Source organism: Parabacteroides sp. AF17-28, from assembly GCF_003479205.1.
In the GTDB taxonomy this organism is placed as follows: domain Bacteria; phylum Bacteroidota; class Bacteroidia; order Bacteroidales; family Tannerellaceae; genus Parabacteroides; species Parabacteroides acidifaciens.
The window spans coordinates 1,453-14,923 of sequence record NZ_QUGV01000031.1 but is presented as its reverse complement, the minus strand read 5'-3'; the positions used below and the strand labels follow the sequence as shown (position 1 = coordinate 14,923).

Genomic DNA, 13,471 nt, shown 5'->3' with positions numbered 1-13,471 from the left:
ATAAATTACTAAATGTAGACAAAAATAGAATTTTTTCCCGGGATAATAAAATATGCTTGATTTTGTTTCATTATATTTGTCTGACTGTATGTAGTAATCGCAAATATATTATTAATATGATTGAATTACCCGAAGCTATTACGATTGGCCGCCAAGTGGAACAGACTCTTGCCGGGCGCTGTATAACAAATGTGTATGGTGCCACCCATTTGCACAAGTTTACTTTTTTCAGTGGAACTCCGGAGGAAATCAGGGATTCTTTAGTTGGAAGGACAGTTATATCTGCCGTAGGAAAGGGTATTTTTGTCGATGTTTGTATGGACGAAGATGTCTTTCTCAGTATTTCAGACGGGATCAATATGCGCTACGGGCGTCCGGGCGATCCGGTACCGTCGAAGTATCAATTGCTGATTACGTTCGATGATGAGTCATACGTAAGCTTTACGACAAGTATGTACGGAAGTATTTCTGTTTTCCGCCATGCGTTAGACAATAAATACCATACGCTGAGTCTTGAAAGTGTTTCTCCCTTGAGTGAACAGTTTGACGAATCCTTTTTCGAAGGGAAGCTGGCTGCCGAACAGAAGAACATATCCGTAAAAGCATTCTTGGCGACGGAACAGCGGATTCCCGGACTTGGAAATGGCGTCTTGCAAGACATTCTCTTCAATGCGAAGCTGCATCCGAAGCGTAAGATCCATTCCCTGTTCAACACGGATAAAGCAGCACTTTTCCATTCCCTCAAAAACACCTTGCAGGCGATGACCGACGGGGGAGGACGCGATACGGAAACTGACTTCCTGGGAAACAGAGGCCGTTACCGGTCTGTCCTGTCCAAGAATACATATACGTCCCCCTGCCCATGTTGCGGTGGAATCATATCCAAAGAGGCTTATTTAGGAGGCACGGTCTATTTCTGCCCGGACTGCCAGCCGCTCCATGTGTGAGCCTTCATATTGTTAATGCAAGTTTCAGCCTTTCCAATCCGTCGGCCAGGGTTTTACGGGGGCAGGCGATATTGATGCGGATGAAATTCTCGCCCGCTTCGCCGTATAGGCTGCCTTCGTTCACCCATAGCTTTTCTTTATCGAGCAATGCGTGTGCAATATCTTGGGAGGATTGTTTCAGAACCGAGCAATTGACCCATACTAAATAGGTGCCTTCCAACGCCGTCACGGGATATTGCGGAAGATGCGCTTTGAAATACATTTTCAGGTAATCATAATTGTCGAGAAGGTAGCGTTTCAACTCTTCCAGCCATTCTCCTCCTTCGTTGTAGGCGGCCATCAGCGCTTCGACACCGAACGGATTTACGTCGCAAACTTCGTTGATGTTGATCGCCTTGTCTATCTTGGCACGTACGTCCGCATCGGCAGAAAAGATATTGGCAATCTGCAATCCTGCCAGGTTGAACGCTTTGCTTGGCGAAGTGCAAGTGACGGAATGCATCAGGAATTCTTCCGAGATCGAAGCAAAAGGAGTGTATGTATGTCCGGGAAAGACCAATTCGCAATGGATTTCATCTGCTACGACCCACACATGATGACGGAGGCAGATTTCTCCGATGCGCGTCAACTCCTGCCGTGTCCAGACTCTTCCTGCCGGATTATGCGGGTTGCACAACAGGAGCAGTTTTACTTTAGGATCGGCCGCTTTCCTCTCCAGGTCCTCGAAATCGATCCTGTAGGTCTCATTCGCATAGATAAGCGGATTGGCGATTATTTCGCATCCGTTATTTCGGATGGAGGAGAAGAAGCAATTATAGACCGGCGTCTGCACCAATATCCGGTCGCCGGGAACTGTCAGTGCTTTGATAACTGCCGAAAGGGCCGGGACGACACCTGTCGTATAGATGATCCATTCTTTCTCTATTTTCCAGCCGTGCCTCCGTCTGAACCAGTTTCCGATTGCATCATAATAGGCGGGAGGAACTTTCGTGTACCCGAAAATACCATGTTCCACCCGTTTCCGTAATGCTTCGATTACAGCGGGAGCCGTACGGAAATCCATATCGGCCACCCACATTGGCAGGATATCGTGATCCTCTGCCATATCCCATTTATAAGAGTTTGTCCCGCGACGGGGAATTATCTCGTCAAAGTTATATTTCATTTGTCGAATGTATTAATTATCCCACAATTTCAATTCGCAGTTTCCGGGTGCTTTAATATTCTCGTCGATGATGATTTCACCATAACTTTCGGCTGTAATGCTGCCGCTACTTGGATTTTTCACACTATGCACGGGGCCGTTTATGGTTGCTTGCACGCTGCTGTATTCAAAACACAGGTCGGCATCGTCCGCCATTGTGCAGTTTTCCATAATCAGATTATGTGCATAACAAAGTGACTGTGTGCCGGAAATCTTGCAATTAACCAAGCGCAGGTTGTGCGAATGCCATCCCAGATATTCACCGTTCAGCTCGGAGTCATACACCGTCACATTCTCTGTGTTCCAGAATGCATCTTTCGAGTTAATGACCGCGTTCCGGATTTCTACGTTCTTGCAATACTGGAAGGAATAGTTCCCGTTCTGGGAATAGTTCTTGATACGGATATTTTCGCCGTGCATAAACAGATAATCCGCTTTGTCGATCTGCACATTCTTCAGTTCGACGTTACGGCAGTGCCAGAAAGTTTCCAGTGCATTGGGGATTTGTACGTTTTCCAACTTTATCCCGTCCATCTCGCGAAACATTTTCGGAGCTTCCACTATCGTGTTTGTCATTTGCAGGTTTCGGGAATACCAGAGTGCGGCGCGTGCGCCTTCCGTGAAGAGGCAGTTCTTGATAACAAATCCGTCATTGTGCCAAAAAGGATATTTCCCTTCAAAACGGCAGTTTACAGCGATGATATTACTACATTCCTTTAATGCGGATTCCCCCGTATGGATTATTACGTTTTCCAGTTGAAGATCATGGGTGGCGAATAGGGGGCGTTCACCTCCGTATTCCCTGTTTTTAATCTGTTCCATTATTCAATTACTCATTATTAATTTATTTATTCCGGATATTCTTTAAAATGATATCCTGTTTTCTACATTGCAAATGTACACCAAAGCTTTCTCTTGCTTTGTAGACAAATTACAGGTATTATTACCTATATTACTGATTGTTGAAGGAGATTGTGTCGCACGTATTCTTGGTAGACAAATATAGTATTTATTACAGGATATTGCAATGTTTCTAACACGGAATTTACAATAACCCTCTTTTCGGCGGTTTTTCTATTTCGTCCGAAATCTTGATCGATTTTGGTTTGACTTTCTTCCATGTTTATCCCTTCTTGTCTGACAATAGGTGGGGTGAGGTGCGCAGCCCGTTCCGAAAAGAATTCTTTTTGATTGCCGGAAGGCATAAATGCTGGCAAAGTGATAAAGCTTAACTCCCGGAGAATCGCCTGTAGCAAAACGAAGACGGACTGCGTCTCAAATATGCAAAGGAAGTTCCGGGAGCTTGTCGCCACGACGACCGTCTTCATCGCCCTCGCGACCGTCTTCATTGGAATGGTGACCGTCTTCATAGGGTACGGCGACCGTCTTCATGGCGATAAAGTACCGCGAAAATGAAATAAAGGTTGACTTCCCTGCCTAAAGACTCCCGGAAAAGAGTACAAAGTCCTTTTTTGAGGTCAAAAAAGCGGATTAACATTTGTTTGCTTTCAGGCCTTTTTTTTACCTGAAAAATGCGTTTTATACAATAAGCCCCCCGGGACAGTTGAAAGTTAAGAGGTGAAAGTTGAAAGTTATAAGGGATCATATTTAAGAAATAGAAATTCGTATTTAAGAAAAAGTGAATTACCTCGTTCCCGCGCTCCGACGCGGGATCGCAAAATAGCCTGCGGCACGAGTAGAGATGTACAGGCATGCATCTCTACAGACCCATAAATCATCATTTACCAGTTTTGGATAAAACCTGTTCCTTTGCGATCCCGCGTCGGAGCGCGGGAACGGGATAGTTCAGTTCTGTCAAAATCAGAATCCCCGATGATCAGCCGGTGGTTAAGGGGGAGAGTGATAACTATTCTTTCCGATCTTCTGTTGTATATTTACCTTTTTAAAACAGAGGTGAATAGCTTATGGAAAAGAAAAATTTTTATGAATCGATGCGAAAGCAGGAAAGGAAGAAAAGAGAAGCCGGTGCGGAGAGTACCGCCGACTTGTACCGGGCGGTACGGAACCGCTTCTTCCGCTTTTGCGGGAAGGAAGTGTTCTCGTATAAAGATTTGAGGCCCCCGCAGGTGATAGATTTTATGTCTTCTTTGAGAAATGAAAGACTATGTGTGAATACGGTGAACAGCTATATCAGCTGTTTCCGGGCGATGTATAACAAGATTTGCCGGGAAATGCGCTACAGGCCGAAGATACACCCGTTTGAAGGGATACGGTTGAAACGTGAAGAGACGGCGAAACGTGCAGTGACGGTGAATGTGATGGAGGAGATAGCCCGTCTGAATTATAAAGACCATCCGGACCAGGCGCAGGCGGCGGGGCTTGCCTTGTTTTGCTTTATGGCTTGTGGGATGCCTTTTGTGGATCTGGTACATCTGACAAAAGATAATATCCGCGAAGGCGGCCGGATACTGACCTATCATCGCCAGAAAACGGGAACACTGATTCAGATCCGGATCAGTCCCGGCATGAAGTTTTTGATCGACCGCTACGCTGACCCGGCTTCCCCTTATCTGTTTCCCCTGTTGTCGGAGAATACCAGCCACGAGCAGTATAAAGCCCTGCTTGCCGTGCATAACCGCCGGCTGAAAGAGATTGGCGAGCGGCTGCATTTACCTGTCTCGATGACAAGTTATGTGTTTCGCCACACTTGGGCTTCGGAAGCCTATCGCCAACATATAGCCATAAATGTGATCAGCCAGGCCCTGGGACATACATCGGAGAAAATGACTCACCACTATCTGGCACGGCTCGACACCCGCGAGATAGGAAATGCCAATGAATTAGTAATTAATAAAGTAGAAAAATTGATAAGGAAAGAGAAAGTGCCCTTATTTATGATATAAGGAGAAATGGCTGTTTGTTCACTCTGTTACAACTATTTATATATTCGCCACGCCCCTTAATTCAAGAACTACGTTGCAAAGGTTGTAATAAAAAAGATGAAAAACAAGGGAAAATCTCACAATTTGGAAAAATAATCAAAGGCTATTGATAAAAATTCAGTCAATATCTGTTTTATAACCTGTCTGGAGAAGATATATCGAGATAAGGGTATAGGATGGACCGGAACTGTATTGCTTTTAACGAAGCTTGATTAACGATATAAAATAAAAGTTTCCCTACCTTTAAAATATCACTTCAAAAACAGAACAATTCTGTATGTTTAGAGGATTTCCCCTTTTCGTGTAAGCTCAAAAAACTGTCTGGAATTTTGTCTTTACCCTTATATCATAAATAAGGGTAAAAATTGTATTGGTAGTTCCCGCCTCACCAACGGGCAACTTAAATTTAAAATATTATGGTAACAGAAAAAATGATTTTGTTGACATTAGAAAAAGAGGTAGAGGGATCGAAGGAATTATAAGCACTAACCCTTAGCTTTTTCCTATCGACCTCTGCTTCGATATAGGAGTCGGCCTCTGTTTCGACATGAGTGCCGGCTCCTGCTTCGACACTTGTGTTGACCTTTGTTTCGATACTCATATCGATCCTTAGGTTGACATTATACCAACTAATAATTATTAAGAACTTATTTCAAATTAATTACTCACATTAAAAACTAAGCTTATGAAGCGAAAATTACACTTTTTGCTTGCCGTCAGTATAGGGTTGACGACAAGTGTCGGTTGGCTACATGCGGAGGGGATCAATTCTCTGACAACATTAAAGGCAGCCATTGATGGCGCCAAAGCTGGCGAAACGATTGCTTTAACCGGTGATATTGAGGATGCAAACGCAGAAAGCGGATCGGCTATTACAATCAGTAAATCTTTAACGCTTGACGGAAAAGGCTTCACTATTTCCGGTACTGCATTACAGAACATTATGGTTGTTGACGGAACATCCGGTACTGTAGAATTAAAGGATCTGACATTAAAGAATGATCGCAAAGATGCCACGCCTGCTGATGGAAAAGGATATAACGATTTAACGGTATATCAAAGAGGCACAGATGCAGGGCTTCTGGTAACATTGAATAATGTAAGGCTATTGGGTAACGGCGGCATTGGATTGGTTAACAATTCATCAAATGTAAATGCAACCGGATTGGTCGTTGGGAACCATGTATGGGGTAGTGTCAATTTGGAAAATAAAAAAGAGAACACTACTCCGGTTTTTACATTGGATAAAACAAGCCAGTTGAATGATCCGCTCCAGGTATGGGCTGATTATAAAGAAAAAGAAGATTGGTTTAATGTTGAAGGATGGAAAGGCTATCATTATTTTTATAAAATAGAAGATAGTAAATATGTTTGGAAGAAAACAGCCTGGACAAGTAAATATGATTCTGAAACAAAAACGGTAAAGGTAAATTCGGCAATTGAATTTCAGAATCTTTTGGCCGGTATGGTTAACGATGCTACTGCTCATTCAGAAGGCTTAGTAAAGACTATCTCTATCGAAAAAGACTTGGATATTAATGATTTGGTTATAGCTCAAAGTTCTATTGGCGCATTTCATGGTATCATTAACGTAAGGCAACCGGTAGTGATAGAAGGTAACGGTCATACAATTACAGGAAGTTTCAAAGCTAAAGAAGGTGAGTCTTATTATTTACTGAAGTTTGACGGAAACTCAGCCGGTTCAACTGTTCAGAATCTGACAATAGACGGGGTGAATGCAACGGCTTTGGACTTGATTACAGGAACAACGGAAAATAGGGACTCAACTATTTATATAACGAACGTGAATCTATTTAATAATGCCGGTGGAGGATTGAATGTTAATGCAACAAAAGTCGTTGCTACAGATTTACATACGAAAGGCAATAGCCATGGCGTACGTATAACGGTTGATAGTAGTAGGGGAAAAGGCTATGCCAATCCTCATTTTACTTTGACCGGTAATAGCTTGTTGGAAGAGACAATAAAGATTGCTTATAATGCAAAAGAAAATCCGAATACATATAACCCTAATTCTGTATTAGCAAGAAGCATTGAACAACGTCTTTCTTTTGTAAGCATTGAAACGAAGGAGAAAGCTGATTGGAAAACTACTTGGCAGATGGCAAAACTAAGTTCCGGTTTCAAGGTTGCAAATGCAGTTCTGACTTGGACAAACGAACTGAACGAAACCGCACTTGCCGGTAAGAAACTGGCTAATATGACTGATGTCTCCGAACTGGACTCCCTGTTTACATATGGCGGTGCAACGGTGGATGGCATTGTTTGGACAGCTACAGACAAGCAAGAGTTGACGACGGATATTACGTTGGATAGGTCGTTTGCGGTTATTGGTAGTGGTAAGGCAAAGTGTGTTGTGAATGGGAATTGGACTATTGCTCCAAGCGATACAACGGATATTATCTTAACGAATCTGACTTTGACTGAAGTTGAAAATACGACAACCGCTGTTGTAACTCCGATGATTGATATCACAAAATCTAAAACGAATTTGTCATTAACAGATGTCGATATTATTCCTGTAGCTCCAGGAACATCTGACAAAAGAGAAGCCATCTCTTTAAAAGAAGTTACATCTTCAACGATTGCTTTACTAAGAGTAAATATCAATTTAACTAAGGGTAACCAGATCGGCTTCTACAATAAAAAAGGTTTTTGCAACTTCTCTATGACTGATTCTAAAATAGCATCAAATGAGAATGTAAATTCATTGAGTGGGCTTAGATGTATTCTAACTGAAGGAGCTGATAATTCAACTTATACCATCAATGGCTCTGAATTATCTGTGGGCGATAATTATCATTATTCTATATGGATCAAGTCACCTAAACAGCATTTTGTAATCAATGATTCAAAGGTTTATGGTTGGGGTGCTTTTTATATGCAGGGTGCTCATCGCGAAGGAGGAGCGGATTACATGACTTTAGAAGCAAGCAATACGACTTTTACCGGTGTTGGAAAAGCCGGTGAAACAAATGGTTTTGGTGTCATCGTTTTTGAAGCAACAGATTACTCTACGGTTAAATTGACTGATTGTACAATACAAAATAAACCGGCTGCAGGTATTCCTGAAGCAATAGGAGGTTTTATTGCTCCTTTTGTGTTTCAGATTGGTGGTGCTGGAGAAACTACTTGGACCTCTGTGAAGCCAAGTACACATTGCTCTGTTGAAATGATTCGTTGTACAGTTAATAATATGGATGAAATGCGTACACCAGTGATGGTCGATTATAATAACATCGCAGATCCTAATGGTTTTATGGATCGTTATAACAATAAGATTTCAGCAGACAGTAACACAAAGATATTGAAAGCAGATGGAAGTAATAGCTTCTTGGTTTTGAGAGACGATACTATTCGTAATGCAGCAATGTCATTACCGCGTGCTCTGATTCGGCCTTATAAAAAGTCAGTTGTATCCAAAGGTGAAATTGATGTTGTAGCTCCTGTTGCTTATCCTGGCGATAGTATTGTCGCAACCTCTATTAAGGTAACTGCAGCTTTAACAACATTAAATTTAAAAGACACCGTTCCGACAACTTATACCATTCCCGACAGTATCATCATCGAATGTAAAGACGCATTCCTGGTTACCGGAGAGAGTGCAGCTAAAGCATTTGCAGCGACAGTTGGAAGTAACAAGCCTGTTTTCTATTTGAAACGTGATGATGATAAGCTGTTTACAACAACCTCTGTTGGTAATACCTGTGTGAAAATTAATAGCAATACGATCTGGTATAATGCCATTAACGCTAACCGTTCTGTAGAAATCGCTGACGGTGCTACTTTGACGATTAACGTAGCTATGTCTCTGGATACAGTCTTTATGGCAGAAGGTGCACAACTGGTTGCTAATGCAGCTGTAACTGCTAATGCCGTTCAGTTGACTTATGGAACAACGAAGGTTTGGAAGGCATTCGGATTCCCGTTCACGATTGGTTCTGTTAAGGATGTGGCAAGTGATAAAGATATCAAGACTACAGCTTTTGACGGAGACGGTGTTTGGACAGCTGGTATTGAAGCCGATAAACCGAAGTTTACCGTAACGGGTAAGGACGCTACTCCTGCGGCAGCATGTATCATCGCTTCCGAAAAGGATAGTTCGATTGTCGTTACTTCAACAGGTTCTAATCTTTCTTTGGCAACAAAAGCTGAACCGAATGCTCCGACTGTAACAACAAAGGCTGGAGGAACTGTCAAGTTCAAGATTTACCCCAATCCCAACCTGTCCGATATGACGCTGACACAGACTGCTTATGTCCTGAGTGACGACGGAAAGACGTTTGATCGTATGGTTAATCCGACAATCAAGGCATTCCAGAGCTTCGTATTGGCTGACGAGGCAACGACAAGCACACTGCGTTCGTTGCGCATTGGTGATACGCCGACTGGCAATGAAATTGTTCCGGTGGAAGGTTACTTTGTGGAAACAGGACATGGAACGATCACGATCCATACGGCCGAACCTACGCAGGTTATCGTTGTCGATATGTTGGGACGTGTTCACTACAATGCCCGCGTAAACGATGGCGCACAGATCGCTGTTCCTGCCGGTATCTACGCTGTAAACAGACAGAAAGTAATAGTTAAGTAACAATTAAAACGATAGTAAATATGAAAAATATAAAATCCGTTATATCCCTCGCCCTCCTCGCAGTGGCCCCGACGATATACGCACAAAATATAGATACAAAAGCTGCGCCCGACGTCCCGACGTTCTCGGTGACGCTGAATGTGACAAATAATGGGGGAGGTTCCGACTCACTGATGACAATGAAATCAGGAACATCTACATATGATTCTGTTCTTTGTAGAGGTGCGGTAAAAGACCAGAAGCTGGTTTACGGTACTTCTGTCCAAGTTGGAATGAAAGCCGATGCCGGAAAGATGATCTCTGCCTTTACTGTTAATGGCGATAAGAAAACATTTGAAGCTGCAACAAATCCACAGCAGAAAGACGCAGATAAAGGAACAGTCTCTTTCGATAAAGTAAACAACTACTCCATAGATCTGGGAGCGTTGAATGAGAAAACGGATATCATGATCACTTGGGCTGATAAACCGGAAGTGAAGGTGACGGTTTCAGGGACGGAACAGATTGTAAAAACTGGTGGAGCAACTGACGTATCGGTTACTACCGTTCCGAATGTTACTTTAACTAAGGAGTATTATAGTAATAAAGAATGTACGACGTCTATTCTACTTGCAAATATGACAACAGCCGGAACATATTATGTTAAGCTTACAACTGATGAAACGGTTGATCATAAAGCTGTTAATATGGTTATCCCGATGACTGTCAACAACAAAAAGGCGTTAACAGCCTCTGAACAATCTTGCCCGGATGTTTTGATAGAAGGCCAAACTTTGGCTTCGGCTTCCATTACGGGTGGCACTGTAACATCCGGCTCGACCGCTATCAAGGGTACTTGGGCATGGATGGACCCGAACACATTGGTGAAAGCCGGTGCTTCAGGTAGTAATAAGTATAAAGCGATCTTTACCCCAGATTCAGCTGCATTCTATAATACGGTTACAGCTGATATTGGCATCAACGTCCGCAAAGTTGCCACAATCACAGTCAAGCAAACAGCCGGTGGTACTGTCGTTATTGACAGTGCAACGGTGGACAATCGGTATATTGCGAAGAATGAAAGTTCATACACCACTTTTAAAGAGATGAAAGTAAAGGCTACACCGAATGCCGGTTATAAATTTACAGGATGGACGAGTATTCCTTCTATTTCAGGAGGTACAAGTGGAGAAGAAACGGCTGTAACAGGATCATTTACACCGGAAGGCGATGCCGTCATTTCTGCAACATTTGAAAAGGCGACACGTACAGTTAAATTGGCTAACGTTGATGGTGGTACCGTTGAAATATGGAACGGCACGAAGCAATTAAGTTTGACTGCAGGAGGCACAGCTGTTGAAGTCGGAAGCATCTTGACGATTAACGCTAAACCGGGAGTAAAAAACGGCAAAGACCAGGAAGTGGTGAAAGTCGGATATACATATACAGCACCACCCAGTAAGGCTAACAATGCTCCAGCGACGGAAGCAACCAGCTTTACCGTAGGAGGAGTATCCGGCGGCAGTTATGAGATTGCGGCAACTTTCCAGGATAAACCGGCTAACAAGTTTATGGTTAATGTCGTTCCAGCCAGTAATGGTGCTATTGTTTTGAAAAGCGGAGAAAAGACCGTTAGTCCTAATGCTTCATATGATGAAGGAACGGTTCTGAATGCGATCGCTGTGCCGAACAAAGGGTATCGGTTGAAATCCTTACGAGTTGATGGTGATGATATCAAAGATAATTTAGTTACTGTAAATCATGACGAGCTAAGCATTTCTGCTGAATTTGAACTCGAAGAGTATCAGGTGACAGTAGACGACCTCGGTCGGGTTAAATTCTCTGGTGTTTCTACTCAGAAATATGAATATGGAAAAACGTTGAATATATCGGCTACGGCAAATGATGCGGATAAGTATAGATTGGCAGCAATCTTGGTGAACAACAAACCTGTGGAGAACAATAGCGACATTACAATAGAAGGTCTTGTCAATATCTCTGCCGATGTAAGAACGCTGTCGCCACTCTCGATCCTGAATCCGGAAGAGACGACAGTAACATACAACGGTAACGCACAACCGTATGTGGTAGAAACGGCCAACAAACTGGCAGGCTTCGAATTCTCTTATACGAACTCAAAAGGTGAAACGGTCGATGTCCCGTTAAATGCTGAGACTTATACAGTAAAAATTACCCGTCCGGCTGATGCCGTATATCAGAAGTTTGAGGCTAAACGCACACTGAAGATAGAACAGGCTAAACCGGGTATTTTGGATATTCCGGCAGCAAATCAGTCTGCTGAAGAACTTGCAAAATGTATGACAGTAGCAGGAAGTTGGGATTTTAACGAAATGAAATCTGCAAGGATGACGAAAGCAGATGCACCTACTTTTGTTAATGCCACTTTCAAGCCGGACGATGATAATTTATCTGAAATTAAAACTCAGGTGTTCAGCTCAACAGACGAAAAGACTAAAGCTGCAAACGCAAAAGCAACTATCACTATATCAGGAGCAACTAATGGAACAGTCGGTTTCAAAAATGGAGATGCTGATATAAGTGCGGATCTTATCTATGTAGGCCAGACTATTACACTTACGTTGAGAGCGGATGAAGGGTATTCTGTAGAATGGAGTGGAATTTCCGGCGTGACATTGGATACTAATCATTCATTCAAGGTTACAGATGCTGCTATAACCATAAAAGCTGAAAATGTTTTTGTTGAGAAAACCTCCGTTACTGTAACAGAGGAACAACAGATAGAGAAACCATATACATCCCAAATGATCGATGTCAGATCCGATTTAAGCAAGTTGCCAAGTTTTGTTAATGAATGGCAGTTTACTTATAAGAAAGACGGTGCCATTGTCGAACCGATAAATGTCGGTACGTATGATGTTTATGCCGCTTGTGCAGAAACGGATACACATAAGGCATTAGCTGCAACAAAAGTAGGAACTTTGAAGATTAATCCGGCAAAAATCGAGGCTGGAAGTGCGAATACAACAATCGTTTTACCGACTGCCAGTCCGGTACTGAAAGGCACGCTTCTTTCTGTTATTAGCTTGAATGGTGGTTCTGTTGAAATGAATGGAATGCGTGTTGCCGGTTCGTTTGCATGGAGCGAAGATAAGTCGGTAGAGGCAGCAGGTGAGTTTGGAATCATCTTCACTCCGTCGGATAATAATTATACTTCTGGTTTAATAGATCAGAAAGTATATGTCAGCTTGTCGGATGTCCAGATGTATAAGATGGGTGTGAAAATCGTGAATGGCGGTAGCGTATCGATTACCAAATCGGACGGTGCCGAAGTTAAGGAAGGAGATCTGATCCCGACCGGTATGCAGTTGACAATTACTTCTAAGAGTGGTGTGATCGATGAAATTGCGGGAGATGGTTTGAGTGGTATCAGTGATAATAAAGATTCACAAGGTAAGTCATTGTATTGGACAGTTAAAACTCCAAGCAAAGACTTCACTATGACAATCACCTTCAAATCCGGCAGCGAAGGCGGTGGCACCGACACCCCGGGTGAAGGAACTGCCGTTACCGGTATCTCCCTTAACAAAACAACGCTTACGTTGCCACGCCTGACATCTGAAAAGTTAGTGGCTACTGTTACTCCGACCGGTGCAACTAAGAAGGATGTGAAGTGGACCAGTACGAATCCTGAGTGACTTGTACGGAAAAAAGTTTACACAATTAGAAAATAAAAATGTGTAAAGAAAAGCGACACAATCGAAATTATACGGAAGAGTTCCGTATATTAGTAGTGAAAGAGTATCTATCCGGTGGGATCAGTAAAGGAGCGTTATGTAAAAAA

General features: G+C 42.8%; 7 protein-coding genes. 4 read left to right on the top strand and 3 right to left on the bottom strand.

Annotated elements, in window-relative coordinates:
- The first annotated feature begins 116 nt into the window (after positions 1 to 116).
- Positions 117 to 947 carry an endonuclease VIII gene (locus DWW90_RS17840; protein ID WP_122345963.1) on the top strand — a complete coding sequence of 277 codons (831 nt, stop codon included), beginning with the start codon at positions 117 to 119 and terminating at the stop codon, positions 945 to 947.
- A gap of 4 nt (positions 948 to 951) precedes the next feature.
- Here the strand turns inward: DWW90_RS17840 and DWW90_RS17835 are convergent, their stop codons facing one another.
- The 3 genes from DWW90_RS17835 to DWW90_RS17825 all read right to left on the bottom strand — a co-directional run bounded on the left by DWW90_RS17835 (position 952) and on the right by DWW90_RS17825 (position 3,521).
- Positions 952 to 2,112: a MalY/PatB family protein gene (locus DWW90_RS17835; protein ID WP_122345962.1), complete on the bottom strand. Its 1,161-nt coding sequence runs from the start codon at positions 2,110 to 2,112 to the stop codon at positions 952 to 954.
- Positions 2,113 to 2,124: 12 nt separating this feature from the next.
- Positions 2,125 to 2,973 carry a DUF3737 family protein gene (locus DWW90_RS17830; RefSeq protein ID WP_122331189.1) on the bottom strand — a complete coding sequence of 283 codons (849 nt, stop codon included), beginning with the start codon at positions 2,971 to 2,973 and terminating at the stop codon, positions 2,125 to 2,127.
- A 125-nt stretch (positions 2,974 to 3,098) separates the two neighbouring features.
- A complete protein-coding gene (locus DWW90_RS17825) occupies positions 3,099 to 3,521 on the bottom strand; it encodes a hypothetical protein (protein ID WP_122345961.1) in 423 nt (140 codons plus the stop codon).
- 555 nt (positions 3,522 to 4,076) lie between these two features.
- Here DWW90_RS17825 and DWW90_RS17815 point away from each other — a divergent pair.
- The 3 genes from DWW90_RS17815 to DWW90_RS17800 all read left to right on the top strand — a co-directional run bounded on the left by DWW90_RS17815 (position 4,077) and on the right by DWW90_RS17800 (position 13,325).
- On the top strand, positions 4,077 to 5,015 hold the full coding sequence (locus tag DWW90_RS17815; RefSeq protein WP_122345959.1) for a tyrosine-type recombinase/integrase: 939 nt from the start codon (positions 4,077 to 4,079) through the stop codon (positions 5,013 to 5,015).
- A 724-nt stretch (positions 5,016 to 5,739) separates the two neighbouring features.
- Complete coding sequence (locus DWW90_RS17805; protein WP_147382448.1) at positions 5,740 to 9,669, top strand: DUF6383 domain-containing protein; 3,930 nt, start codon at positions 5,740 to 5,742, stop codon at positions 9,667 to 9,669.
- A 20-nt stretch (positions 9,670 to 9,689) separates the two neighbouring features.
- Positions 9,690 to 13,325 (top strand): Ig-like domain-containing protein, encoded by a 3,636-nt coding sequence (locus tag DWW90_RS17800; RefSeq protein WP_122345956.1) that lies wholly within the window; start codon positions 9,690 to 9,692, stop codon positions 13,323 to 13,325.
- The last annotated feature ends 146 nt before the right edge of the window (positions 13,326 to 13,471 follow it).

What these genes read in the sequence shown, in the direction of transcription:
- DWW90_RS17825 (WP_122345961.1), bottom strand. Translation starts at nt 3,521, where the DNA reads ATGAAGACGGTCACCATTCCAATGAAGACGGTCGCGAGGGCGATGAAG.
- DWW90_RS17830 (WP_122331189.1), bottom strand. Translation starts at nt 2,973, where the DNA reads ATGGAACAGATTAAAAACAGGGAATACGGAGGTGAACGCCCCCTATTC.
- DWW90_RS17835 (WP_122345962.1), bottom strand. Translation starts at nt 2,112, where the DNA reads ATGAAATATAACTTTGACGAGATAATTCCCCGTCGCGGGACAAACTCT.
- DWW90_RS17805 (WP_147382448.1), top strand. Translation starts at nt 5,740, where the DNA reads ATGAAGCGAAAATTACACTTTTTGCTTGCCGTCAGTATAGGGTTGACG.
- DWW90_RS17800 (WP_122345956.1), top strand. Translation starts at nt 9,690, where the DNA reads ATGAAAAATATAAAATCCGTTATATCCCTCGCCCTCCTCGCAGTGGCC.
- DWW90_RS17815 (WP_122345959.1), top strand. Translation starts at nt 4,077, where the DNA reads ATGGAAAAGAAAAATTTTTATGAATCGATGCGAAAGCAGGAAAGGAAG.
- DWW90_RS17840 (WP_122345963.1), top strand. Translation starts at nt 117, where the DNA reads ATGATTGAATTACCCGAAGCTATTACGATTGGCCGCCAAGTGGAACAG.